Below are 24,927 nucleotides of genomic sequence, written 5' to 3' on the forward strand. Positions count from 1 at the left end.
CGGCAGTCGCTGCCGGAGGGGTTCTCTATGGTACAACGCGGAAAAGGATATGACTGTTCAGACTCAGGATACCGGGAAGGCGGTCTCTTCCGTCATTGCCCAGTCATGGCACCGCTGCAGCAAGTTTATGCAGCGCGAAACCTGGCAAACGCCGCACCAGGCCCAGGGCCTGACCTTCGACTCCATCTGTCGGCGTAAAACCGCGCTGCTGACCATCGGCCAGGCGGCGCTGGAAGACGCCTGGGAGTTTATGGACGGCCGCCCCTGCGCGCTGTTTATTCTTGATGAGTCCGCCTGCATCCTGAGCCGTTGCGGCGAGCCGCAAACCCTGGCCCAGCTGGCTGCCCTGGGATTTCGCGACGGCAGCTACTGCGCGGAGAGCATTATCGGCACCTGCGCGCTGTCGCTGGCCGCGATGCAGGGCCAGCCGATCAACACCGCCGGCGATCGGCATTTTAAGCAGGCGCTACAGCCATGGAGTTTTTGCTCGACGCCGGTGTTTGATAACCACGGGCGGCTGTTCGGCTCTATCTCGCTTTGCTGTCTGGTCGAGCACCAGTCCAGCGCCGACCTCTCCCTGACGCTGGCCATCGCCCGCGAGGTGGGTAACTCCCTGCTTACCGACAGCCTGCTGGCGGAATCCAACCGCCACCTCAATCAGATGTACGGCCTGCTGGAGAGCATGGACGATGGGGTGATGGCGTGGAACGAACAGGGCGTGCTGCAGTTTCTCAATGTTCAGGCGGCGAGACTGTTGCATCTTGATGCTCAGGCCAGCCAGGGGAAAAATATCGCCGATCTGGTGACCCTCCCGGCGCTGCTGCGCCGCGCCATCAAACACGCCCGCGGCCTGAATCACGTCGAAGTCACCTTTGAAAGTCAGCATCAATTTGTCGACGCGGTGATCACCTTAAAACCGATTGTCGAGGCGCAAGGCAACAGTTTTATTCTGCTGCTGCATCCGGTGGAGCAGATGCGGCAGCTGATGACCAGCCAGCTCGGTAAAGTCAGCCACACCTTTGAGCAGATGTCTGCCGACGATCCGGAAACCCGACGCCTGATCCACTTTGGCCGCCAGGCGGCGCGCGGCGGCTTCCCGGTGCTACTGTGCGGCGAAGAGGGGGTCGGGAAAGAGCTGCTGAGCCAGGCTATTCACAATGAAAGCGAACGGGCGGGCGGCCCCTACATCGCCGTCAACTGCCAGCTATATGCCGACAGCGTGCTGGGCCAGGACTTTATGGGCAGCGCCCCTACCGACGATGAAAATGGTCGCCTGAGCCGCCTTGAGCTGGCCAACGGCGGCACCCTGTTTCTGGAAAAGATCGAGTATCTGGCGCCGGAGCTGCAGTCGGCCCTGCTGCAGGTCATTAAGCAGGGCGTGCTCACCCGCCTCGACGCCCGGCGCCTGATCCCGGTGGATGTGAAGGTGATTGCCACCACCACCGTCGATCTGGCCAATCTGGTGGAACAGAACCGCTTTAGCCGCCAGCTGTACTATGCGCTGCACTCCTTTGAGATCGTCATCCCGCCGCTGCGCGCCCGACGCAACAGTATTCCGTCGCTGGTGCATAACCGGTTGAAGAGCCTGGAGAAGCGTTTCTCTTCGCGACTGAAAGTGGACGATGACGCGCTGGCGCAGCTGGTGGCCTACTCGTGGCCGGGGAATGATTTTGAGCTCAATAGCGTCATTGAGAATATCGCCATCAGCAGCGACAACGGCCACATTCGCCTGAGTAATCTGCCGGAATATCTCTTTTCCGAGCGGCCGGGCGGGGATAGCGCGTCATCGCTGCTGCCGGCCAGCCTGACCTTTAGCGCCATCGAAAAGGAAGCTATTATTCACGCCGCCCGGGTGACCAGCGGGCGGGTGCAGGAGATGTCGCAGCTGCTCAATATCGGCCGCACCACCCTGTGGCGCAAAATGAAGCAGTACGATATTGACGCCAGCCAGTTCAAGCGCAAGCATCAGGCCTAGTCTCTTCGATTCGCGCCATGGAGAACAGGGCATCCGACAGGCGATTGCTGTAGCGTTTGAGCGCGTCGCGCAGCGGATGCGCGCGGTCCATGGCCGTCAGCAGGCGTTCGAGCCGACGGGACTGGGTGCGCGCCACGTGCAACTGGGCAGAGGCGAGATTCCTCCCCGGGATCACGAACTGTTTTAACGGGCCGCTATCGGCCATATTGCGGTCGATAAGCCGCTCCAGGGCGGTGATCTCCTCTTCGCCGATCGTCTGGCTCAGGCGGGTCAGGCCCCGCGCATCGCTGGCCAGTTCAGCCCCCAGCACGAACAGCGTCTGCTGAATATGGTGCAGGCTTTCCCGCAGCCCGGCGTCGCGGGTCGTGGCGTAGCAGACGCCCAGCTGGGATATCAGTTCATCGACGGTACCGTAGGCCTCGACGCGAATATGGTCTTTCTCGATGCGGCTGCCGCCGTACAGGGCGGTGGTGCCTTTATCCCCGGTGCGGGTATAGATACGATACATTCAGTTTCTCTCACTTAACGGCAGGACTTTAACCAGCTGCCCGGCGTTGGCGCCGAGCGTACGCAGATGATCGTCGCTATCGGTGACGTGTCCGGTAGCCAGCGGCGCGTCCGCCGGCAGCTGGGCATGAGTGAGGGCTATCTCGCCGGACGCGCTGAGCCCGATACCCACCCGCAGGGGCGAGCTTCTGGCCGCCAGGGCGCCCAGCGCAGCGGCGTCACCGCCTCCGTCATAGGTTATGGTCTGGCAGGGGACCCCCTGCTCCTCCAGCCCCCAGCACAGCTCATTGATGGCGCCGGCATGGTGCCCGCGCGGATCGTAAAACAGGCGTACGCCTGGCGGTGAAAGCGACATGACGGCCCCCTCGTTAACACTCAGAATGCCTGGCGGAAAATCGCGGCAATCTCCTGCTCGTTGCCTTTACGCGGGTTCGAGAACGCATTGCCGTCTTTCAGAGCCATCTCCGCCATGTAGGGGAAGTCGGCCTCTTTTACCCCCAGATCGCGCAGATGCTGCGGAATACCGATATCCATCGACAGACGCGTGATAGCGGCGATGGCTTTTTCCGCCGCGTCGAGAGTGGACAGTCCGGTGATATTTTCGCCCATCAGTTCAGCGATATCGGCGAATTTCTCCGGGTTGGCGATCAGGTTGTAGCGCGCCACATGCGGCAGCAGGACAGCGTTGGCCACGCCGTGCGGCATGTCGTACAGGCCGCCCAGCTGGTGCGCCATGGCGTGCACGTAGCCGAGGTTGGCGTTATTGAAAGCCATCCCGGCCAGCAGAGAAGCATAGGCCATGTTTTCCCGCGCCTGCAGATTGCTGCCGAGGGCCACGGCCTGGCGCAGGTTGCGGGCGATGAGGCGGATCGCCTGCATGGCGGCGGCGTCCGTCACCGGGTTAGCGTCTTTGGAGATATAGGCCTCTACGGCGTGGGTCAGGGCATCCATCCCGGTCGCCGCGGTCAGGGCGGCCGGTTTACCGATCATCAGCAGCGGATCGTTGATAGAGACCGACGGCAGGTTGCGCCAGCTGACGATCACAAACTTCACTTTGGTTTCGGTGTTGGTCAGGACGCAGTGGCGGGTGACCTCGCTGGCGGTGCCGGCGGTGGTATTGACCGCGACGATAGGCGGCAGTGGGTTGGTCAGGGTCTCGATTCCGGCATACTGGTACAGATCGCCCTCATGGGTGGCGGCGATGCCGATGCCTTTGCCGCAATCGTGCGGGCTGCCGCCGCCCACGGTGACGATGATGTCGCACTGTTCGCGGCGAAACACGGCGAGGCCGTCGCGCACGTTGGTGTCTTTCGGGTTCGGCTCGACGCCGTCAAAGATCGCCACCTCGATCCCGGCCTCCCGCAGATAATGCAGGGTTTTGTCCACCGCGCCATCTTTAATTGCCCGCAGGCCTTTGTCGGTGACCAGCAGGGCTTTTTTCCCCCCCAGCAGCTGGCAGCGTTCGCCGACTACGGAAATGGCGTTGGGGCCAAAAAAGTTAACGTTTGGCACCAGATAATCAAACATACGATAGCTCATAATATACCTTCTCGCTTCAGGTTATAATGCGGAAAAACAATCCAGGGCGCACTGGGCTAATAATTGATCCTGCTCGACCGTACCGCCGCTAACGCCGACGGCGCCAATTACCTGCTCATTAAAAATAACTGGCAGGCCGCCGCCAAAAATAATAATTCGCTGTTGGTTGGTAAGCTGCAGACCGTACAGAGATTGTCCTGGCTGGACCGCTGGCGTAATTTCATGGGTACCTTGCTTCAGGCTGCAGGCGCTCCAGGCTTTATTCAGGGAAATATCGCAGCTGGAGACGAAGGCCTCGTCCATCCGCTGGATAAGCAGCGTGTTGCCTCCGCGGTCAACCACGGAAAACACCACCGCCACGTTGATCTCAGTGGCTTTTTTTTCCACCGCCGCCGCCATTTGCTGGGCGGCGGCCAGGGTGATTGTCTGAACTTGTTGGCTCTTGTTCATCATTCTCTCCCGCACCAGGATAACGCTGGCGCGAATAGTCAGTAGGGGGCGATAGTAAAAAACTATTACCATTCGGTTGGCTTGCTTTATTTTTGTCAGCGTTATTTTGTCGCCCGCCATGATTTAGTCAATAGGGTTAAAATAGCGTCGGCAAAACGTAATTAAGGGCGTTTTTTATTAATTGATTTATATCATTGCGGGCGATCACATTTTTTATTTTTGCCGCCGGAGTAAAGTTTCATAGTGAAACTGTCGGTAGATTTCGTGTGCCAAATTGAAACGAAATTAAATTTATTTTTTTCACCACTGGCTCATTTAAAGTTCCGCTATTGCCGGTAATGGCCGGGCGGCAACGACGCTCGCCCGGCGTATTCGCTACCGTCTGCGGATTTCACCTTTTGAGCCGATGAACAATGAAAAGATCAAAACGATTTGCAGTACTGGCCCAGCGCCCCGTCAATCAGGACGGGCTGATTGGCGAGTGGCCTGAAGAGGGGCTGATCGCCATGGACAGCCCCTTTGACCCGGTCTCTTCAGTAAAAGTGGACAACGGTCTGATCGTCGAGCTGGACGGCAAACGCCGGGACCAGTTTGACATGATCGACCGGTTTATCGCCGATTACGCGATCAACGTTGAGCGCACAGAGCAGGCAATGCGCCTGGAGGCGGTGGAAATAGCCCGCATGCTGGTGGATATTCACGTCAGCCGGGAGGAGATCATTGCCATCACTACCGCCATCACGCCGGCCAAAGCGGTCGAGGTGATGGCGCAGATGAACGTGGTGGAGATGATGATGGCGCTGCAGAAGATGCGTGCCCGCCGGACCCCCTCCAACCAGTGCCACGTCACCAATCTCAAAGATAATCCGGTGCAGATTGCCGCTGACGCCGCCGAGGCCGGGATCCGCGGCTTCTCAGAACAGGAGACCACGGTCGGTATCGCGCGCTACGCGCCGTTTAACGCCCTGGCGCTGTTGGTCGGTTCGCAGTGCGGCCGCCCCGGCGTGTTGACGCAGTGCTCGGTGGAAGAGGCCACCGAGCTGGAGCTGGGCATGCGTGGCTTAACCAGCTACGCCGAGACGGTGTCGGTCTACGGCACGGAAGCGGTATTTACCGACGGCGATGATACTCCGTGGTCAAAGGCGTTCCTCGCCTCGGCCTACGCCTCCCGCGGGTTGAAAATGCGCTACACCTCCGGCACCGGATCCGAAGCGCTGATGGGCTATTCGGAGAGCAAGTCGATGCTCTACCTCGAATCGCGCTGCATCTTCATTACCAAAGGCGCCGGGGTTCAGGGGCTGCAAAACGGCGCGGTGAGCTGTATCGGTATGACCGGCGCTGTGCCGTCGGGTATTCGGGCGGTGCTGGCGGAAAACCTGATCGCCTCTATGCTCGACCTCGAAGTGGCGTCCGCCAACGACCAGACTTTCTCCCACTCGGATATTCGCCGCACCGCGCGCACCCTGATGCAGATGCTGCCGGGCACCGACTTTATTTTCTCCGGCTACAGCGCGGTGCCGAACTACGACAACATGTTCGCCGGCTCGAACTTCGATGCGGAAGATTTTGATGATTACAACATCCTGCAGCGTGACCTGATGGTTGACGGCGGCCTGCGTCCGGTGACCGAGGCGGAAACCATTGCCATTCGCCAGAAAGCGGCGCGGGCGATCCAGGCGGTTTTCCGCGAGCTGGGGCTGCCGCCAATCGCCGACGAGGAGGTGGAGGCCGCCACCTACGCGCACGGCAGCAACGAGATGCCGCCGCGTAACGTGGTGGAGGATCTGAGTGCGGTGGAAGAGATGATGAAGCGCAACATCACCGGCCTCGATATTGTCGGCGCGCTGAGCCGCAGCGGCTTTGAGGATATCGCCAGCAATATTCTCAATATGCTGCGCCAGCGGGTCACCGGCGATTACCTGCAGACCTCGGCCATTCTCGATCGGCAGTTCGAGGTGGTGAGTGCGGTCAACGACATCAATGACTATCAGGGGCCGGGCACCGGCTATCGCATCTCTGCCGAACGCTGGGCGGAGATCAAAAATATTCCGGGCGTGGTTCAGCCTGACACCATTGAATAAGGCGGTATTCCTGTGCAACAGACAACCCAAATTCAGCCCTCTTTTACCCTGAAAACCCGCGAGGGCGGGGTAGCTTCTGCCGATGAACGTGCCGATGAAGTGGTGATCGGCGTCGGCCCTGCCTTCGATAAACACCAGCATCACACTCTGATCGATATGCCCCATGGCGCGATCCTCAAAGAGCTGATTGCCGGGGTGGAAGAAGAGGGGCTTCACGCCCGGGTCGTGCGCATTCTGCGCACGTCCGACGTCTCCTTTATGGCCTGGGATGCGGCCAACCTGAGCGGCTCGGGGATCGGCATCGGTATCCAGTCGAAGGGGACCACGGTCATCCATCAGCGCGATCTGCTGCCGCTCAGCAACCTGGAGCTGTTCTCCCAGGCGCCGCTGCTGACGCTGGAGACCTACCGGCAGATTGGCAAAAACGCTGCGCGCTATGCGCGCAAAGAGTCACCTTCGCCGGTGCCGGTGGTGAACGATCAGATGGTGCGGCCGAAATTTATGGCCAAAGCCGCGCTATTTCATATCAAAGAGACCAAACATGTGGTGCAGGACGCCGAGCCCGTCACCCTGCACGTCGACTTAGTAAGGGAGTGACCATGAGCGAGAAAACCATGCGCGTGCAGGATTATCCGTTAGCCACCCGCTGCCCGGAGCATATCCTGACGCCTACCGGCAAACCATTGACCGATATTACCCTCGAGAAGGTGCTCTCTGGCGAGGTGGGCCCGCAGGATGTGCGGATCTCCCGCCAGACCCTTGAGTACCAGGCGCAGATTGCCGAGCAGATGCAGCGCCATGCGGTGGCGCGCAATTTCCGCCGCGCGGCGGAGCTTATCGCCATTCCTGACGAGCGCATTCTGGCTATCTATAACGCGCTGCGCCCGTTCCGCTCCTCGCAGGCGGAGCTGCTGGCGATCGCCGACGAGCTGGAGCACACCTGGCATGCGACAGTGAATGCCGCCTTTGTCCGGGAGTCGGCGGAAGTGTATCAGCAGCGGCATAAGCTGCGTAAAGGAAGCTAAGCGGAGGTCAGCATGCCGTTAATAGCCGGGATTGATATCGGCAACGCCACCACCGAGGTGGCGCTGGCGTCCGACGACCCGCAGGCGAGGGCGTTTGTTGCCAGCGGGATCGTCGCGACGACGGGCATGAAAGGGACGCGGGACAATATCGCCGGGACCCTCGCCGCGCTGGAGCAGGCCCTGGCGAAAACACCGTGGTCGATGAGCGATGTCTCTCGCATCTATCTTAACGAAGCCGCGCCGGTGATTGGCGATGTGGCGATGGAGACCATCACCGAGACCATTATCACCGAATCGACCATGATCGGTCATAACCCGCAGACGCCGGGCGGGGTGGGCGTTGGCGTGGGGACGACTATCGCCCTCGGGCGGCTGGCGACGCTGCCGGCGGCGCAGTATGCCGAGGGGTGGATCGTACTGATTGACGATGCCGTCGATTTCCTTGACGCCGTGTGGTGGCTCAATGAGGCGCTCGACCGGGGGATCAACGTGGTGGCGGCGATCCTTAAAAAGGACGACGGCGTGCTGGTGAACAACCGCCTGCGTAAAACCCTGCCGGTGGTGGATGAAGTGACGCTGCTGGAGCAGGTCCCCGAGGGGGTGATGGCGGCGGTGGAAGTGGCCGCGCCGGGCCAGGTGGTGCGGATCCTGTCGAATCCCTACGGGATCGCCACCTTCTTCGGGCTAAGCCCGGAAGAGACCCAGGCCATCGTCCCCATCGCCCGCGCCCTGATTGGCAACCGTTCCGCGGTGGTGCTCAAGACCCCGCAGGGGGACGTGCAGTCGCGGGTGATCCCGGCGGGCAACCTCTACATTAGCGGCGAAAAGCGCCGCGGAGAGGCCGATGTCGCCGAGGGCGCGGAAGCCATCATGCAGGCGATGAGCGCCTGCGCTCCGGTACGCGACATCCGCGGCGAACCGGGCACCCACGCCGGCGGCATGCTTGAGCGGGTGCGCAAGGTAATGGCGTCCCTGACCGGCCATGAGATGAGCGCGATATACATCCAGGATCTGCTGGCGGTGGATACGTTTATTCCGCGCAAGGTGCAGGGCGGGATGGCCGGCGAGTGCGCCATGGAAAATGCCGTCGGGATGGCGGCGATGGTGAAAGCGGATCGTCTGCAAATGCAGGTTATCGCCCGCGAACTGAGCGCCCGACTGCAGACCGAGGTGGTGGTGGGCGGCGTGGAGGCCAACATGGCCATCGCCGGGGCGTTAACCACTCCCGGCTGTGCGGCGCCGCTGGCGATCCTCGATCTCGGCGCCGGCTCGACGGATGCGGCGATCGTCAACGCGGAGGGGCAGATAACGGCGGTCCATCTCGCCGGGGCGGGGAATATGGTCAGCCTGTTGATTAAAACCGAGCTGGGCCTCGAGGATCTTTCGCTGGCGGAAGCGATAAAAAAATACCCGCTGGCCAAAGTGGAAAGCCTGTTCAGTATTCGTCACGAGAATGGCGCGGTGGAGTTCTTTCGGGAAGCCCTCAGCCCGGCGGTGTTCGCCAAAGTGGTGTACATCAAGGAGGGCGAACTGGTGCCGATCGATAACGCCAGCCCGCTGGAAAAAATTCGTCTCGTGCGCCGGCAGGCGAAAGAGAAAGTGTTTGTCACCAACTGCCTGCGCGCGCTGCGCCAGGTCTCACCCGGCGGTTCCATTCGCGATATCGCCTTTGTGGTGCTGGTGGGCGGCTCATCGCTGGACTTTGAGATCCCGCAGCTTATCACGGAAGCCTTGTCGCACTATGGCGTGGTCGCCGGGCAGGGCAATATTCGGGGAACAGAAGGGCCGCGCAATGCGGTCGCCACCGGGCTGCTACTGGCCGGTCAGGCGAATTAAACGGGCGCTCGCGCCAGCCTCTCTCTTTAACGTGCTATTTCAGGATGCCGATAATGAACCAGACTTCTACCTTAACCGGGCAGTGCGTGGCCGAGTTTCTTGGCACCGGATTGCTCATTTTCTTCGGCGCGGGCTGCGTCGCTGCGCTGCGGGTCGCCGGGGCCAGCTTTGGTCAGTGGGAGATCAGTATTATCTGGGGCCTTGGCGTCGCCATGGCCATCTACCTGACGGCCGGTGTCTCCGGCGCGCACCTTAATCCGGCGGTGACCATTGCCCTGTGGCTGTTCGCCTGTTTTGAACGCCGCAAGGTGCTGCCGTTTATTGTTGCCCAGACGGCCGGGGCCTTCTGCGCCGCCGCGCTGGTGTATGGGCTCTATCGCCAGCTGTTTCTCGATCTTGAACAGAGTCAGCATATCGTGCGCGGCACTGCCGCCAGTCTTAACCTGGCCGGGGTCTTTTCCACGTACCCGCATCCACATATCACTTTTATACAAGCGTTTGCCGTGGAGACCACCATCACGGCAATCCTGATGGCGATGATCATGGCCCTGACCGACGACGGCAACGGAATTCCGCGCGGGCCGCTGGCGCCGTTGCTGATTGGCTTGCTGATCGCCGTGATCGGCGCATCGATGGGGCCGCTAACCGGCTTTGCGCTGAATCCGGCGCGCGACTTCGGCCCAAAACTGTTTACCAGTCTGGCCGGGTGGGGCTCGATCGCTTTTACCGGTGGGCTGGCGATCCCTTACTTTCTGGTGCCGCTGCTGGCGCCGGTGGTGGGGGCGATTATCGGGGCGTTTTTGTATCGCAAGCTTATCGGCCGCCATCTGCCGTGCGAATGCGGTATCGATGAGTAAAGCGGGACCCGCCGCAGCGCGGCGGGTTTCCCCGGCCTGATGCCGGGGGGGGGGTTATTTTTTGATGACCGCGCTGAGATCGCCAAGTTTAGCGGCGGGGTTCTTGTGGCACTCCTGCAGCATTTTCGGTACCGAAACGGTCTCGACTTCATGCCAGTCAACATAGTCGCCGCCGCTAAAGTCGGTGTTGCGATTCACTACCCAGAAGGCCACCGGGGTCATGCTTTTTGGGTTCATATCCATAAATTCCTGACAGGTCATATTCTGCGGCGTGGTTTCCTCAACCGCGAACGCCGGGCTGGTCATCAGACAGAATGTGGTAGCCGCCACGGTCAATACGAGTGCTTTAGGTAAATTCATTTTCTTCTCCAGTGACAAAATAGGGCTTAAGCCTGAGCGTGCTTCATTTTATTGCGCAGGACCAACAAGCCGATGGCGCTAAATATCATTTCAACGCCGATAAAGGCGGTAATAAATAACCAGCTTTGCTGCGGGTTCATGGCCAGCCACAGGCAAGCGATAAGTAAATCCAACAGGCCGATAAAAATATTCCAGCCAGCGCCGCTTTGTTTGCGGGTTTGACATCCGTTAACGATGCGGGAAATACCGCCGAGAACAAATAAAAAGCCAAATAAAATGGCCAGACTGCTCATACCGTTGAGAGGATTGACGACAAAGCTCAGGCCGAGCACGATCCAGGCGATGGCGAAGATCAGCGCCACCAGGCGTGATTTCCAGTGCTGCTGGCGGAAGACAATCAGGCTGTACAGCGAATAGAAGCCGCAGATCATCAATAACATGCCGGTTACTGTGGCGAGATACCAGCCGGCGACCAACGGCCAGGCCAGACAACAGGCTCCGCAGATAAACAGCAATACCGCCATCAGGCAGGCATGCCGTTTATATCGAATGAAGACGCGTGGGCTAAACGCATTTAAGGTGTAATGGCTAAACATAAACATAATTGCTCCGCAGATCCCGGTTGGCGGCCTGACGCTGAATAAAAAGCGTGAGGGTTTATTCAGCGGGCCAAAAGAAAGGTCTGAGGAAAATAGTAGGCCGCGCGATCGGCAGGCGTAAATAAGAGCGCCGAGGCCACTTTATACGCCTGGTCTGACAGCTGTCAGACCAGGCCCGCAATATTACTTCCGGGCTCTGATTCTCAATGCCCACGATATTTTTTAAGCTGGCTGCGTTTGGTGATGCTTACCGATTTTAATCAGGAGTCAACGATGAAAAAAGTCATTCTGGCGAGCCTGCTGGCAACCATGATGAGTACCTCTCCGGTATGGGCAACAGATAGCGCGACGGCAGCGCCAGCCGCGGCAGCCACGACGCAGGTACAGAAAGAAGCCGCCGATGTGCTGCAGGTGGCGGTGCAGGGCGCGAATGCGATGCGCGACATCCAGTTCGCCCGTCTGGCGCTGTTCCATGGCCAGCCGGATAGCGCCAAAAAACTGACAGACGACGCCGCCGCGCTGCTGGCCGCCGATGATGCCAGCTGGGCGAAGTTTGTGAAAACTGATGCTAAAGCCAAAATGATCGCCGATCGCTATGTGATCATTAACGCCTCTATCGCCCTGTCTGAAGACTATGTGGCCACGCCGGAAAAAGAGAGCGCTATCCAATCCGCCAACGAAAAGCTGGCGAAAGGCGATCAGAAAGGGGCTATCGATACCCTGCGTCTGGCCGGTATTGGCGTGATTGAGAACCAGTATCTGATGCCGCTTAACCAGACCCGTAAGGCGGTAGCGCAGGCGCAAGAACTGCTGAAAGCCGGTAAATATTACGAAGCGAATCTGGTGCTGAAGGGCGCTGAAGAGGGCATTGTGGTGGATAGCGAGATGCTGGTGGCAGGCAACTGATACTTGTTCCACCCTGAGAGAGCGCAGAGGAAAAAACTGACAAGGATGTCCCCTTAACGCTCGGGCAGGCGGACTGCCCGAGCGGAACGGCTAGCGGCCGATCAGGGCGTCGATTTCGCCATCGATCTCGCGCATGACGCCGGTGATGCGCTGTACCACCTCCAGACAGCTTGCCGGCGTCAGCGAATCAGGCCGCTTTGCCTCAAAAGGGGCGCACAGTTGTTGTAGCGCAGTAATCCCCATAATTTGTGCTGAACCGTGCAGACGGTGCAGCGCCCGCAGAAAGATCTGCGGCTCATGCCGGGCGATTGCCTGTCCGGCAGCCTGTAAATCCGCGGCCGACGCATCGCGGAACGTCTCCAGCATCTCATTCATCAGCGCCTGGTCTCCCCCCGTATTCTCGCTCAGCACGCTGAGCTTCAGGTGCCGGGTAGCGTGAGGTGATGCGCGGCCCACCGCTAAACGGCTGAGCTCATGACTCAGCGTCTGGACCGACACCGGCTTAAACAGACACATATTCATGCCGCTGGCCAGACACGCCTCCCGCGACTGCGGCAGCGCGCTGGCAGTCACGCCCCAAATTACCAGGCCCGGATAGCGACGGCGTAGCGAGGCCGCCAGCGCCAGGCCATCTTTCTTCGGCATATTGAGGTCCGTTATCAGCAGATCGTAATGTTTGCTGGCGAGCTTATTCTCTGCCTCTTCACCGTCGCAGGCTTCATCGACGCTATAGCCGATAGTGCTGAGCTGGCGCTTGAGCAGTAGCCGGTTGGTGGGGTGATCGTCCGCTATCAGTATCGCCAGCCCGGGTAGAGCCTGCGGTCTGGCGGGCGACGCCTGCGGCGCGTGGATCGCGCAGCGGCTCGCCTTGACCGGCAGCGTGATGGTGAAAGTGGTCCCCACGCCCGGACGGCTGACCATCTCCAGGCGACCCTGCATCAGCGCAACCAGCTCTTTGCAAATGACCAGCCCCAGTCCGGAGCCGGTCTGCTGGCGTCCCTGGCGCGCTTGGGCATAGCGGTGGAAGAGGGTGGCCTGCTCTGCTTCACTGATCCCGCAGCCGCTGTCGCTAACCATGAGGGCCAGCTCTCCCTGTGTCTCATTCGCCGGCGTCAGCCGGCAGGAGACCTGAATTGCGCCTTCGACGGTAAACTTCAGCGCATTGCCGATGAGATTATTGAGGATTTGCCGTAGCGCCTGCGGGTCGACCCACAGCATGGTCCCTTCCTGCAGCGCGTTATGGTAGTGCAGAACGATGCCCTTTTGCTGCGCCAGCGCGTCGAAGGTATGACACTGCTGCGACACTAACTGTGCGACATCGCTCCACTGCGGGGTAACCTGGTATTTTCCCGATTCAATCTTGTCGATATCAAGAATATTGCCGATAAGTCCCAGCAGGGTTTGCGCCGTCGACCCCGCCAGCTCGATCGCCTCTTTACGCTGGCCGACGTTCAGCTCAGGTTTCGCCAGCAGCTCCAGAAAGCCGACGATGGCGCTCACCGGCGTGCGCAGCTCGTGGCTCATGCTGGCCAGAAAGCGGCTCTTGGCTTTTGTCGCCTGAATCGCTTTGTCTTTTTCGCGCTCCAGCGCACAGGAGAGGGCCTCCTTCTGCGCCAGCTCCTCCTCGAGCCGCTGCTGGGAGTCTTTGCGTTTGCGCACTTCCCGACACAGGGAGAGTCCCCAGCCGAGGCTGATGGCGATCAGCACCAGCGCAAAGGCGATCAGCTGGTAAAACTGGCGGCTGTACTGGCTCCAGTTCTCTATTTGCTGACTGGAGATTTTCGACCACTTCTCGGTCATCTGCAGAATATCCCGTGGCGGAATAACCTGCAGCGCTTTGTTAAGAATGGCGGCCAGCACCGGTTCATCGCGCGGGATGGCCAGCCGAATGGCCGCGACGGGGAGTCCATCAATGCGGGTGTAGTGCAGACCCTGTGGATAGTAGTGGTCGATCATATAGCGGGCGGAAAGCTCCGAGGCTACGGCGGCATCCACTTCGCCTTCCTCTACCATCTTCATGGCGACGCCAACGTTATCCGTTTCCACCCAGTTAATCAGCGGAAAACGCGCTTTCAGATCATGGGCGGCGATAGGCCCGACCGGCAGGGCGATCCGCGCCGAGCGCGTCAGCAGATGCTGGTTGGGGGCGCTGCCGCGGGCGACCAGCACAAAGGCCACGTTAATAAGCGGATCGCTGAGGGTGACGTAGGCCTGCGGCTGTGGGGTCAGGGTGGCGGCGGGCATGATCGCCCAGTCCTCTTTTTCCATGCGCTTTGCCAGAGCCTGACGGTTGCGCACCAGAATGGGGTCAAACTGCAGGCCGGTCTGGAGTGAGACAATATTCAGCATATCGGCCATGATGCCGCGCAGTTCATCCTCGTTATCCACCAGGGTAAATGGCGGAAAATACGGGTTCACCAGCAGGCGGACGCGACGATGCTTCTGCAGCCAGCGCTGCTCTTCGGGGCTAAAGGTAAGCGGGGTATTGAGAAACGACAGATCGCCACGGTTGAGCCAGTTTTGCATGATCCGCATCGCGGTGTCGCTGTCGACGGCATGGATAAAACGGTCGAAGAGTTGATGCAGCTCTGGCCGATCGTCACGGGTGACAAAGCGGTTGTGTTGCTCCTGCTGACGAAAATAGTGCGCGATAACCAGCGATTGCGAGAAATATTTCGAGATGCAGTGGCCAGTGGTGATGTTGTTGCCGATAAAATACTGATTCTCGCCGCTGACCACCGAGGCGAGAGCCTGATAGTCGCTATCATAAAGTGTGATTTTGGCGTTGGGAAACGCCTGCTGAATAATATCGAAAAAAGCGCAATCGCGGGTGCAGGCCAGCGTGACGCGGCGGTCAGTGGTCAGCGGCGGCAGAGGGGATTTCAGCGAGGTGACCAGCGTCGGCCAGGTTTTAAGCAGCGGCGCGGATTGATCCAGGCCCGGGGCGAGCGCATCCCGGTGCGCCACCTGAGTGAGCAGGGTATCCACCTGGCGGTCGGCCAGGGCGGTGAGCGCCTGCTGCTCGGTGTCATACTGGCGGATAATCACCTTCAGTCCGAGGCTGTGCGCCATCAGCGCCAGATAGTCGGCGTTAATGCCCTGATAACTTTTCTCGTCGCCGTCATAGACGATGGGCGTCCTCTCGGGAAGCCAGGTCCCGACGGTCAGCGTAGGCTGCGCCGCCAGCCATGCTTTCTCCTTACCGCTAAGCGGGATATCGATCGCCGCGATATGAGAATGGCTCTTCAGCTCCAGCTGTTTCATGGCATACGCGGCAGGCGAGAGGCTCAGCGCCAGCCCGACAACGACGGATAAAATAAGACGAACCGCCATGCCATCACCCTATTTTATTGCGTTGCGCAAAGTCATATAGCTCAAGCAGGGTGCTGCAGCCTAATTTATCCATCAGACGGACCTTATAGGTACTTACTGTTTTATTGCTGATATTCATTTTGCTGCCGATGGTGGTGTAGTCGACGCCGCTGAGAATATAGCGGAACACCTTCATCTCCTGCGTTGACAGCGTATCCAGCCGGTCCTGATCGGTGATGCCGTGGGTGCAGAAGCGTTCCAGTGAAAAGGGGAAATAGCTGTAGCCATTATTGGCTGCGTCGATGGCGGCGAGGATATTATTCATTCCCTCTTTTTTACTCACAAAACCATTTGCTCCGCAGTCGGCGCTGCGTTTGCCGTAGAACAGTTCATTCTTGGCGGAAATGATGATGATTGTTCCCTGGTAGCGGCGTTTGCGCAGCTGCTCCAGCACCTCGATACCGCTGAGCTCCGGAATATCGACGTCGACGATGAGCAGGTCAGGCTGCATGCTTTCCGCGGTCTGCACGGCATGAGCGCCGCTGTCGAGCTCTGCCGCGACGGTAATACCGTTGCTGTCGAGAAGGTTGCGAATGGCGATACGTGCCAATGGATGATCGTCAATGATTATCGCATTCATGGGGGCGTAAATCCTGATATGAAAAAAGAAGGGCGATGCCTGGTGCAGGTGCGGCGGGGGTTATTTTTATCGATGCCGTTATAAGGCGTAATTGTAACACAAATCGTTTTGGGCCAGGGAAATATTGTGGAGCTGAGCCAGACGAATATATTTGCATAGCTGGATGACAGCTGTAGGAACGGGCGTTCACTTGCTTCAGCGCGGTCTGCTGTTAAAAAAAATGCAAACGATTAATCTGCTCTTATTAAGGTGAGTTCTCGGGAATATCGTCCGGCGACAACTGGCAGGTAAAATAATAACAATGGCGAAAGAAAAACGCGCCTTCTGGCGAAAATGGGTTTGGAAACATCTGATGGTAGGAATAACAGTACTGGCAATGAGTAGCGCCGCGGTGGGAAAGGATGTCGTCCCCGATGAGGCGCGGACCCGAGATATGATGCGCTGTCAGGATTATCTGCAACTGGATCCGCGCGCCTGGACGCCGATGGTGATTTGGCTGATGAACGATCCTTTTTCACTGGAGCCGCCGGAGTGGACCGACTTCCATGAAGCCGAGCTGGTGCTGACGCCGATCCTCACCGAAATCTGCCGTCAGGAGCCGGATGTCTGGCTCACCTCGCTGCGGGAACGGCTCAATTCTTATCAGCAGGTGCGGTCACTGAACTAAGCGACCGCGGTAAAACGGCAGAAAAAGTGACTAAATGGGCAGTTAGCGGCCTTCTTCTGCGCAAAGGCTCAGCAGCGGCCCGCTTTTTGCGACAGGGCGTCGCAGGTTTTGCTCGCTAGCGTCGGGTTGGCGCCGGCGCAGATGGCATTCAGAGGCGCTGTCATCTGCGCGCTTTCACATTTATTTCCCGGTGGCAGAAAAATTCAGCGTTAATCCAACGCCGACCTCGTTAATTTTGATAAAACGCGCCAGGCTAACCTTCGCCGCAAGATCGGTACAATGGCACGGATAGACGGAGTCTGGGGACAATACTTTAAGGTAATCCCCTGTCTGGGTGAGGCGATCTTCATCAGCATTTTGCAAATGGAACCCGCCAATGACCGAAACAATGTGATTTTCTCCGGTAACCTGTTTTGCATATTCAATAATGTTAGCTATTCCCGCGTGAGAACAGCCTGTGACTACCACCAGTCCATCTTCTGTTTTTATTGCCAGCGCAGAATCATCCATAACGTAATCATCTGTGATTTCGCTTTTATCATCCACCGTTTGGCCTACCGGTGTCAGCATCTCAAATTTATTGTCCCTTGGTATTTGACCGAGGAAGATAATGTTTTCAGTGAGTGGATAAGGTTTTTTGCTGCAAATTTTGTCAAAAAAGGGATCATTTTGATCGAATCTGTAGTTTATCCCGATGGCTTTTGCATCAAAGTATTTTGGGGTTAATGCATCTGGGTGACAGATTAAGTTTATCTTTCTTTCAGGAATGAAATTTATCCGGTCATAATATTGAACTAAATGATTTAGCCCCCAGGTATGATCGTTATGCCCATGAGAAAAAACGATGCTATCGATACTGGTTAAATCAATTTTCAGCGTCTGCGCATTCTTCAGGAAAACATCCGAATATCCGGTATCGAAAAGGATTTTTTGACCATCATACTCAATCAGATAAGACACACCAGGTTCACCGATAAGGTACCTGTCAATTAATGTATTATTATCAACCAGAACCGTCAATCTCATCAGCCAATCCTCGATGTGGAGCCAATAATATAAAAAACTACATCTTTCTATTCTGGACTGGTGTTATGCCACATTGATTGCGGATAAGCAATTCACCAACATTTGTCATGAAAGACAGGGCTGACCAGATACCGCCGGGAAAAGAATGAGCTTAACTAAAAAAGTTGCATAGTGCCGTTTCTCGCTTGCGTTAGCCTTTTATGCAACCGCGGCCATGCTCATCACAAGGGAGACGGTAGTCATGCAATCGCTGTCTTTCATCCCTGACAACATAACCGGTCTAAGGGCATACCGATATCGCGCCATGCCCTCATAGTCGACCGATGGAACGCTACCGTCAAGCCGAACCGTTCGACATCAACGCTCCTGAGGGCAGTAGGAATAGGAATGCGCAGTTATCCGCATCGCTGACCTGACTTGAGAAACGTCGTATCCAGTAGCCTTGCTAATACTGATATATCTTATTTCCATTAGTTATTAATGAATCATTGACAGTGTTTTGCTGAACTGATTCAGCTAATGGCTCGCAGGATAATGTTTTGTAAAAATTATGTGATTAAAATTTAAGGGTTTGTAGTAAGCTCTAAAGATAGAAAGATCGTCTGGATTTTATCCGCTACCTTGAAGGGATTAATAAATCTGCGTTATAAATTAATCGCACTATTTAGAATACAATGGAAATATCTGAATGAACAATTCAGATAAATAGTGAAATAAATCTTATTATGCTGGTAGCTTCAGGACAGGGTATGTTTATGAAGAATGGAATTATTCTATCAATCGCAGATCGTATCAAAGACGCGTTTCCCATACCAACTGACGAATTCAGAAAAAGGCTTGAAGAGGACTGTTATGTAATATGGAAGTTGCCGCAATTTTATACCTGGCAAATCACCCTATCCTCCATCATTCCCGCCTGTACTGATTATATTGAAGCAATAAATGCAGAGGTACATGGCGCTTATGGTTCTGCCCGCCATTAAAACCAATGGTGAAATCATTCGCAAAGTTCTGTTTGTCACCGTGGGTGCGATGATGGTGACGCTTTCAGTAAAATATTTTACAGGAGTATGAAATGGCAATGGTCAATGAAAATATCGTCATTCGTCTGGCGCAAGACGTAGACATCCCTGAGGTGAAACAACTGCTGGAGCGCTATCACGCAAAAAATCTTGCAGGCGAGCAACGGGCGAATGGATTTGTCACCACCGATATGACGGAGCAGCAATTAAGCGAACTAAGTTCAGCCGAAAGTGGTGTGGTGATCGCCGTTGATCGTTCATGTGACAAGGTCATTGGTCTGCTGCTCGGCGGATCGTGGGAATTTCTCAGCCCGTGGCCCATGTTTAAATACATGGCAAGTATTCTCAACGAATATCGCTACCAGGGGGAAAAACTGGATGCAGTAAGCTCATATCAGTATGGCCCCATCTGCGTCGCAGAAGAGTATCGTGGCCGGGGCGTGGGCGAGATGCTGCTTGAGTATCAGCGCAAGGTGTTTGCACCGCGTTATCCCGTCATCGTTACCTTTGTCAATGTGCTGAACCCGCGCTCGTATGCGTTTCATACCCGCAACCAGTTCGAAGACGTCGGTTTCTTTAACTTCAATGGCAATAAGTACCACATGATGGCATTACCGACCTCCTGAGCGTTGGGCTGAAATAGTGCGGTATACCCGGCGGGCGTCTTCGGCGCCTGCCGGTATAAGCATAGGTCCAGGTTTGGCCGGTGGCTGACCGATCTCTGCTATTTTGAGGGCGTCTGGAAAAGGAAAAGGGCCTACGTTTGCACATAAACCCTTGATATCTGGGGGCCCCTGTTGGGTTTGAACCAACGACCAAGCGATTATGAGTTCCTACCAGAACAACCGAAAATCAATAGTTTGCGTTATTTATCATTGACATAGATTGCCACTATTTACCAATGATTACCAATTATTCGCCATTTCTACCGCCCCTTAATTTAGCCATCAAGTTGCAATTTGTTTTTAGTCTTATGTGACTTAATACATACCGGCTTTTACTGTGCTCAAAGTGATTGACCTGTAAGGCTCGCTCCAAGAATAGATTCAAAGTGAGAGAACTAGGTATGCGGGAAAGAAAATGGCTATCAATGATTCAGGCGATTATACCAATATGAACTCCTCCCTGAAAACAGTGCCAAGCTAAACCAGAAGTCTCCGGAAAGACGAAGATCTCTGATTTAGCACTACACTGAATTTGGGCCAAGGTCAGAAAACTTGAGCAATTAAAAATAGCGTGCAACTAAAACAGGGATTCTTACATTAGCTACTCAACCCATAAATAACATTGCTAGTCAAACACTAACTGATATATCCCGTATTTTCATCCTATTGTGCGAGTCAGTAGTTGTATCTATGAGGGACACAAGGGATTCATTATGCACTGGTTTCATGAAAGGGTAACTCAGCCTATCCGAACAAGTCTTTAGAAATCTTGAACGCATTTTAGTTTAGTTGAAGTCTAATTTTTGATCGATTCAAAAAGGCTTTTTCAGGGTGAAAAAGCCTTTGTAAAGCTGAAAAAATGCAAATACTGGGACTATAAGATCTCGCCTACAGGGAGTGGCATCATATTCTGTTAACGAAGTTTACTTATTGTTCTGTGCAGTAAAAAGCAGGAGTAAACTCTTTAACAAAAATGTACCCACCGGGTTTTTGTGCGTATACTTGAAAACTGGTGCGGGCCCCATGTTCAGTATAGAATTCTGGAAGCAACTTTTTTAGACCATCTGGGCCTGCAGTATCTTGTAATGATATAGTAGTGGTTGTATTTTCAAGATAAACTCCCTCATTAATACGCTTATATTTGAAAAGAACAGTTCTGCTTATACTAAAAATACCTTTATTACCGTTATTCAGCACGCCAGATAAATTTGCTACTCCTTCATGACCAAGGAAAGAGTATTTCAAACGAATGGACAGTAGTTGATGCTCTTTATGAACATTAATGATAGCATCACAAGTCATTGTATCTGAGTGTTGTGCCTTCCATTCAGTCCAGTTGTCGATTGCCAACGAAACGAAAGTGATAAATAGGATAATTGCGGTAATTGAACCGACTATATTCATTCGAGATAGTAATCTGATTCGCATTCTTCCCCCGGCAGGAAAGTCCCGATACAGCGTATTACTGACATCCTTTGTATCGGATAGACTGAAGATAAGTATAAAGTTTCTCCTTCTTCACAGTCAGGAGGGTTCTGTTTTAGCAATTCATTTAATTCATGTTCATTCAGCAGGGCTGGATCTGTATATATGTCGCAATTTTTAACTTTAAGCTTTGTTTTTGTATAATGACTAAAGTAATTTTCCCTCTTTAAATTGTGAGCAGTATAGAACATCAGGATGCAGAAAAACAAAAGTAGCAGATTAGTTATCAGTATCATACCGTGCTTGTACCGGTTTTTTTTGATGATACCTTTTTCTTCTAACTGCTTAAAGTTATTTAGAAAGTGCTCATCAGCAGTGTTAATAGCTTCAGATGTGCTGAAAGGTATGTTCTTGGTGCCATTCATAGGTTCCAGGCAATTACTCACTGAAGTTACTATTGGGGTTATATCTAACCCATTGTCTATAGTTACACCTTTCCCATAATGAGTTGAAATTAGGCGTTTACCGGCACCTACTTTTTCCAGGCCTCTTCTGAGGTTCAGCATGTTTTGATAAAAAGTATTACTGCTAACAATCACTCCACGCTTACCCCACACTAGCTCTTTCATTTCATCTCTTGAGATCACTCTACCTTGATTCTCTATCAGGATCTTAAAACATTCTGATGCTGTACTCAGGAGGGTTACAGTTCGCCCATCAATTACATTACGAAGAGTATTTTCATTAGGACAAAAATGAATGTTACCTTCAATTGTGTATAAAGTCGGTTCTGAATGACACACCGACTCCTCTTCAAGCATGTTGCGCTCCTGTTAAGCAAAAAGAGAGGTTTTACTTAGTAAATCTTGTAATCAGGTTAATATAAGGAAAAATCTTAATCAAGATCAAGTTTAACCAGTTGATTTATCTAGGTAGTTGGGTTGGTTCTTAAGATTCTTTATCGCTTTTTCATATCAGCATCCTTATTACAAATGAGTTGTGTTGCAGAATTGTTAAATTTTATGTGTTGTACAAAGTCTATCGTCAAGGGATAAGAATCTCAATTATAAACTTAAGACTATTCTTTCATTTTTTTGGGGAGCTATCCGAGGGTAATCTTTGGGAAAGCCATCGTACAGATGATGCCAATTTCCATCTGCTGAGTTCAGCAGTGCTTATTTGTGACATAAGGAACATCCTGCGTTGAGGATAGCTGAAGGCGGTTAAATGAAGATAGTCGTTATTAGTGACAACTTTTTTTTTCGGAACGCGTTCGCTACTACTATTAAATCTAGTAAGACGGTAATGTCTGAGGATGCCTTTATTGTGAGCTCAAAGAGTTATGATGGAGCTATTGTGATCATCAGTATCGCAAATAAAGATGTCATGCTTAAAATTCTGGGTGAAGTAATGAAAATGAATGTGCTCAAAATATTTTTAGAACCGTTGCATTGGCCATCTAGAATGAATGTATTTAAAATGCACAATGTATATATAGTTCCCTACAGAATGAAACTAAATCAGTTTATAGAGACTATAGAAAGTTGTATGTTGGCATTGGCAAGCGTGATAAGCATCAATCCAGAAAAGATAAGAGGTTCGGAATGGAGCACGATGCTATATTTAATGAGCGGTATTTCAAACCGTCAACTTGCTTATATGCTTAAGACTTCAGAAAAAACCCTAAGCGGGAGAGTAAACAACTTAGCTATCAAACTCGGTTTGGTTGGTTTTAATAAAGCTTTGCAATTGAGAGCAATGAATTTGTTTTACCTGATTTATACCTTAAATAAGCCAGTTGAAAAAAGAAACTATTTTATGAAACAGCAAAAGGCCATTTTAGAATCTGTCAAAAAATGGTTTGCAATTGTGTAGTTTTTTATATTGGTTATGTGGCTGTTTTTTGATTTTTATTAATAAGCCATACTCAATTCATTTGTTGTGTATGGGATCCGTTGATATTGGCAAAAGGAAAAAGATGACATTAATTATACGATGATTTTTATTGTTAAGTAACATGCAGTTATTGAATTAGATGAAATTGAGTACATGACTAATTTTACTGAAAATAAGGATTTTTTATGAATGCAAAAATTTTTGTAATTGCAGCGATGTCTGCTCTATCTTTGAGCTCCGCCGCGGCTTTGGCTAATACCACCACCGTTAATGGCGGTACAGTGCATTTTAAAGGCGAAGTCGTTAACGCAGCTTGTGCAGTAGATGCTGGTTCCATCGATCAAACTGTTCAGCTTGGCCAAGTTCGTTCGGCGAAACTGGCTACGGCAGGTAGCACTAGCTCCGCTGTTGGCTTCAATATTCAGTTAGACGATTGCGATACTTCCGTTGCTACCAAAGCGTCTGTTGCTTTCTCCGGTACCTCAGTTGATACAACTAACACCAGCGTTCTGGCGCTTCAGAATTCTGCTGCTGGTAGCGCTACCAATGTAGGCGTACAAATCCTTGATAAAACCGGTACCCCGCTGGCACTAGATGGAGCATCCTTCAGTGCAGCGACCACGTTGAACGACGGCACCAATATCATTCCTTTCCAGGCTCGTTATTACGCCACTGGCGCGGCGACAGCGGGTACTGCTAACGCTGACGCCACCTTCAAAGTGCAATACGAGTAATTTCAATATCAGACAGGGATGCGTTTTGGGCCAGGACGGCCCGTTATCCACAACGGGATTGGGGTAATAACGTGCAAGGAATGAAAACAGGTTTCCTGATGTTTCTGCTACCCCCGCTGGCGCTAGCTGGTGATCACTGGAACGTCATGGTAGCTGGGGCAAGTTTGCAATTCCATGGGGTCATTATTGCAGAGTCTTGCCGCGTGGAAGTAGGTGATCAGCAGATGACTGTGAATATGGGGCAAGTCAGCAGTAATCGCTTTCATTCAACAGGGGAGGATGCCAGCCCTGTGCCATTCGATATACACCTTCAAGATTGTAGTACAAAGGTCAGCCAGCAAGTCGGAGTATCGTTTCGCGGCGTAGCTGATGGAAAAAATCCAGATGTGCTCTCTGTAGGGGAGGGGCCGGGCATCGCTACTGGCATAGGTATCGCGTTTTTTAATAAAGAAGATCAGCTGATTCCCTTGAATGGTCCACCTTCCCTCTGGCAGAGGCTCTATACCGGTCCAACCACACTACATTTTGTAGCCAAGTATCGGGCAACTGGTAAGCAGGTCACTGGGGGGATGGCAAACGCACAAGTATGGTTTTCTCTCACCTACCAGTAATAAACCTGCGGACATTTGACAAATAGGTAATACCGTAAGCACAAAAGGAGTGAATGTGAATAAAAGATTGCGAATTACAAGAAGATTTTGGGTGGGGCTCTTTTTACTAGCCACAAGCAGTTATTCGACCATGGTACAGGCTGGTGTCGCGCTCGGTGCTACCCGGGTTATTTATCCAGCTGGACAAAAACAAGTGCAGTTGGGTGTAACAAATAATGATGATAGTAATACCTATTTGATCCAGTCTTGGATAGAAAATTCTGAAAATGAAAAAGATGGTCGTTTCGTCATTACACCACCACTTTTCGCTATGCAAGGAAAAAAAGAGAATATTTTACGGATTATTGACGCTACTAATAACCAGTTGCCGCAGGATCGGGAAAGTTTATTTTGGGTTAATGTTAAAGCCATCCCATCAATGGACAAATCCAAACTTAGCGATAATACCTTACAGTTAGCGATTATCAGTCGCATTAAACTCTATTATCGTCCGGCGAAATTAGCGCTAGCGCCTGATCAAGCAGCGGAAAAGCTCACTTTTAGCCGCAGTGGATCATCGTTGACGCTTACGAATCCTACTCCTTATTACCTGACGGTGACCGAGCTCAACGCCGGAACCCGGATACTGGAAAACGCGTTGGTGCCGCCGATGGGTAAAACTTCAGTTAAATTGCCTCCAGATGCTGGTAGCCGCATCACTTATCGCACAATTAATGATTACGGAGCACTGACTCCAACGATGAATGGTGTATTGCGTTAATGTCGGAGCGGTCCGTTGGCGGGCCACGTCACAA

25 protein-coding genes and 1 pseudogene are annotated in these 24,927 nt (G+C 53.6%); 14 read left to right on the forward strand and 12 right to left on the reverse strand.

Annotated elements, in window-relative coordinates; translation table 11 throughout:
* Positions 1-49: 49 nt before the first annotated feature.
* Positions 50-1,975, forward strand: coding sequence for a dihydroxyacetone kinase operon transcriptional regulator DhaR (gene dhaR / locus IB144_RS03110; RefSeq protein ID WP_002917680.1), 1,926 nt, complete (start codon positions 50-52; stop codon positions 1,973-1,975).
* Here the strand turns inward: dhaR and IB144_RS03115 are convergent.
* From IB144_RS03115 to IB144_RS03130, 4 genes are read right to left on the reverse strand one after another with little or no spacing between them, the layout of a single operon-like run.
* A complete protein-coding gene (locus IB144_RS03115) occupies positions 1,953-2,483 on the reverse strand; it encodes a cob(I)yrinic acid a,c-diamide adenosyltransferase (RefSeq protein ID WP_021465181.1) in 531 nt (176 codons plus the stop codon). The two genes, dhaR and IB144_RS03115, sit on opposite strands and share 23 nt — an antisense overlap.
* Positions 2,484-2,837 (reverse strand): glycerol dehydratase reactivase beta/small subunit family protein, encoded by a 354-nt coding sequence (locus IB144_RS03120; protein WP_002917678.1) that lies wholly within the window; start codon positions 2,835-2,837, stop codon positions 2,484-2,486.
* 20 nt (positions 2,838-2,857) lie between these two features.
* Positions 2,858-4,021, reverse strand: a complete 1,164-nt coding sequence (gene dhaT, locus IB144_RS03125; protein WP_004150927.1) for a 1,3-propanediol dehydrogenase — start codon at positions 4,019-4,021, stop codon at positions 2,858-2,860.
* A 21-nt stretch (positions 4,022-4,042) separates the two neighbouring features.
* Positions 4,043-4,471 (reverse strand): heme-binding protein, encoded by a 429-nt coding sequence (locus tag IB144_RS03130; protein ID WP_014599267.1) that lies wholly within the window; start codon positions 4,469-4,471, stop codon positions 4,043-4,045.
* Positions 4,472-4,884: 413 nt separating this feature from the next.
* Between IB144_RS03130 and IB144_RS03135 the strand changes: the two genes are divergently transcribed.
* From IB144_RS03135 to IB144_RS03155, 5 genes are read left to right on the forward strand one after another with little or no spacing between them, the layout of a single operon-like run.
* Complete coding sequence (locus IB144_RS03135; RefSeq protein WP_002917676.1) at positions 4,885-6,552, forward strand: propanediol/glycerol family dehydratase large subunit; 1,668 nt, start codon at positions 4,885-4,887, stop codon at positions 6,550-6,552.
* A gap of 12 nt (positions 6,553-6,564) precedes the next feature.
* The gene (locus IB144_RS03140; RefSeq protein ID WP_002917672.1) at positions 6,565-7,149 is read left to right on the forward strand and encodes a propanediol/glycerol family dehydratase medium subunit; all 585 of its coding nucleotides are present in this window, start codon (positions 6,565-6,567) and stop codon (positions 7,147-7,149) included.
* 2 nt (positions 7,150-7,151) lie between these two features.
* Positions 7,152-7,577, forward strand: a complete 426-nt coding sequence (locus tag IB144_RS03145) for a glycerol dehydratase small subunit DhaB3 (protein ID WP_002917670.1) — start codon at positions 7,152-7,154, stop codon at positions 7,575-7,577.
* Between the two features lie 12 nt (positions 7,578-7,589).
* On the forward strand, positions 7,590-9,413 hold the full coding sequence (locus IB144_RS03150) for a diol dehydratase reactivase subunit alpha (protein ID WP_002917661.1): 1,824 nt from the start codon (positions 7,590-7,592) through the stop codon (positions 9,411-9,413).
* Between the two features lie 53 nt (positions 9,414-9,466).
* Positions 9,467-10,270, forward strand: coding sequence for an MIP/aquaporin family protein (locus tag IB144_RS03155; protein ID WP_002917658.1), 804 nt, complete (start codon positions 9,467-9,469; stop codon positions 10,268-10,270).
* Positions 10,271-10,324: 54 nt separating this feature from the next.
* On the opposite strand, the gene hdeB is transcribed toward IB144_RS03155, so the two are convergent.
* Both hdeB and IB144_RS03165 read right to left on the reverse strand, forming a co-directional pair.
* Positions 10,325-10,630, reverse strand: a complete 306-nt coding sequence (gene hdeB, locus IB144_RS03160; RefSeq protein WP_002917655.1) for an acid-activated periplasmic chaperone HdeB — start codon at positions 10,628-10,630, stop codon at positions 10,325-10,327.
* A 26-nt stretch (positions 10,631-10,656) separates the two neighbouring features.
* Positions 10,657-11,232, reverse strand: coding sequence for an HdeD family acid-resistance protein (locus IB144_RS03165; protein ID WP_002917651.1), 576 nt, complete (start codon positions 11,230-11,232; stop codon positions 10,657-10,659).
* Between the two features lie 240 nt (positions 11,233-11,472).
* On the opposite strand from IB144_RS03165, the gene IB144_RS03170 reads away from it, so the two are divergent.
* Positions 11,473-12,135: a YfdX family protein gene (locus tag IB144_RS03170; RefSeq protein WP_004144810.1), complete on the forward strand. Its 663-nt coding sequence runs from the start codon at positions 11,473-11,475 to the stop codon at positions 12,133-12,135.
* Between the two features lie 90 nt (positions 12,136-12,225).
* On the opposite strand, the gene IB144_RS03175 is transcribed toward IB144_RS03170, so the two are convergent.
* Together IB144_RS03175 and evgA are read right to left on the reverse strand one after the other, a co-directional pair.
* Entirely contained in the window at positions 12,226-15,468 is a 3,243-nt protein-coding gene (locus IB144_RS03175) for a transporter substrate-binding domain-containing protein (protein WP_065888804.1), read from the reverse strand.
* Between the two features lie 4 nt (positions 15,469-15,472).
* A complete protein-coding gene (gene evgA, locus IB144_RS03180) occupies positions 15,473-16,087 on the reverse strand; it encodes an acid-sensing system DNA-binding response regulator EvgA (protein WP_004174237.1) in 615 nt (204 codons plus the stop codon).
* A gap of 301 nt (positions 16,088-16,388) precedes the next feature.
* Here evgA and IB144_RS03185 point away from each other — a divergent pair, with 301 nt between their 5' ends.
* Positions 16,389-16,754 carry an HdeA/HdeB family chaperone gene (locus IB144_RS03185; protein WP_072198349.1) on the forward strand — a complete coding sequence of 122 codons (366 nt, stop codon included), beginning with the start codon at positions 16,389-16,391 and terminating at the stop codon, positions 16,752-16,754.
* A gap of 68 nt (positions 16,755-16,822) precedes the next feature.
* Here the strand turns inward: IB144_RS03185 and IB144_RS03190 are convergent.
* Both IB144_RS03190 and IB144_RS03195 read right to left on the reverse strand, forming a co-directional pair.
* Positions 16,823-16,903, reverse strand: a pseudogene (locus tag IB144_RS03190) (hypothetical protein); the annotation flags it as partial.
* Between the two features lie 31 nt (positions 16,904-16,934).
* Positions 16,935-17,780, reverse strand: coding sequence for an MBL fold metallo-hydrolase (locus tag IB144_RS03195; RefSeq protein WP_046653336.1), 846 nt, complete (start codon positions 17,778-17,780; stop codon positions 16,935-16,937).
* Positions 17,781-18,529: 749 nt separating this feature from the next.
* Here IB144_RS03195 and IB144_RS03200 point away from each other — a divergent pair.
* Together IB144_RS03200 and IB144_RS03205 are read left to right on the forward strand one after the other, a co-directional pair.
* Entirely contained in the window at positions 18,530-18,763 is a 234-nt protein-coding gene (locus tag IB144_RS03200) for a hypothetical protein (RefSeq protein ID WP_071579674.1), read from the forward strand.
* 92 nt (positions 18,764-18,855) lie between these two features.
* The gene (locus IB144_RS03205; protein ID WP_022631436.1) at positions 18,856-19,428 is read left to right on the forward strand and encodes a GNAT family N-acetyltransferase; all 573 of its coding nucleotides are present in this window, start codon (positions 18,856-18,858) and stop codon (positions 19,426-19,428) included.
* A gap of 966 nt (positions 19,429-20,394) precedes the next feature.
* Here IB144_RS03205 and IB144_RS03210 read toward each other — a convergent pair.
* Together IB144_RS03210 and IB144_RS03215 are read right to left on the reverse strand one after the other, a co-directional pair.
* Complete coding sequence (locus IB144_RS03210; protein ID WP_048337905.1) at positions 20,395-20,871, reverse strand: hypothetical protein; 477 nt, start codon at positions 20,869-20,871, stop codon at positions 20,395-20,397.
* Positions 20,868-21,713, reverse strand: coding sequence for a winged helix-turn-helix domain-containing protein (locus IB144_RS03215; protein ID WP_077256711.1), 846 nt, complete (start codon positions 21,711-21,713; stop codon positions 20,868-20,870). Before IB144_RS03215 ends, IB144_RS03210 begins: the two co-directional genes overlap by 4 nt.
* 484 nt (positions 21,714-22,197) lie before the next feature.
* On the opposite strand from IB144_RS03215, the gene IB144_RS03220 reads away from it, so the two are divergent.
* From IB144_RS03220 to IB144_RS03235, 4 genes are all read left to right on the forward strand, one after another.
* Positions 22,198-22,767 carry a hypothetical protein gene (locus IB144_RS03220; RefSeq protein WP_153591369.1) on the forward strand — a complete coding sequence of 190 codons (570 nt, stop codon included), beginning with the start codon at positions 22,198-22,200 and terminating at the stop codon, positions 22,765-22,767.
* A 206-nt stretch (positions 22,768-22,973) separates the two neighbouring features.
* The gene (gene fimA / locus IB144_RS03225; protein WP_020325031.1) at positions 22,974-23,522 is read left to right on the forward strand and encodes a type 1 fimbrial major subunit FimA; all 549 of its coding nucleotides are present in this window, start codon (positions 22,974-22,976) and stop codon (positions 23,520-23,522) included.
* Positions 23,523-23,593: 71 nt separating this feature from the next.
* Positions 23,594-24,133, forward strand: coding sequence for a fimbrial protein (locus tag IB144_RS03230; RefSeq protein WP_149358930.1), 540 nt, complete (start codon positions 23,594-23,596; stop codon positions 24,131-24,133).
* Between the two features lie 130 nt (positions 24,134-24,263).
* A complete protein-coding gene (locus IB144_RS03235) occupies positions 24,264-24,893 on the forward strand; it encodes a fimbria/pilus periplasmic chaperone (RefSeq protein ID WP_020806202.1) in 630 nt (209 codons plus the stop codon).
* Positions 24,894-24,927 lie beyond the last annotated feature (34 nt).

Origin of the sequence: Klebsiella sp. K4 (assembly GCF_014596785.2) — a bacterium.
GTDB classification, from domain to species: domain Bacteria; phylum Pseudomonadota; class Gammaproteobacteria; order Enterobacterales; family Enterobacteriaceae; genus Klebsiella; species Klebsiella pneumoniae.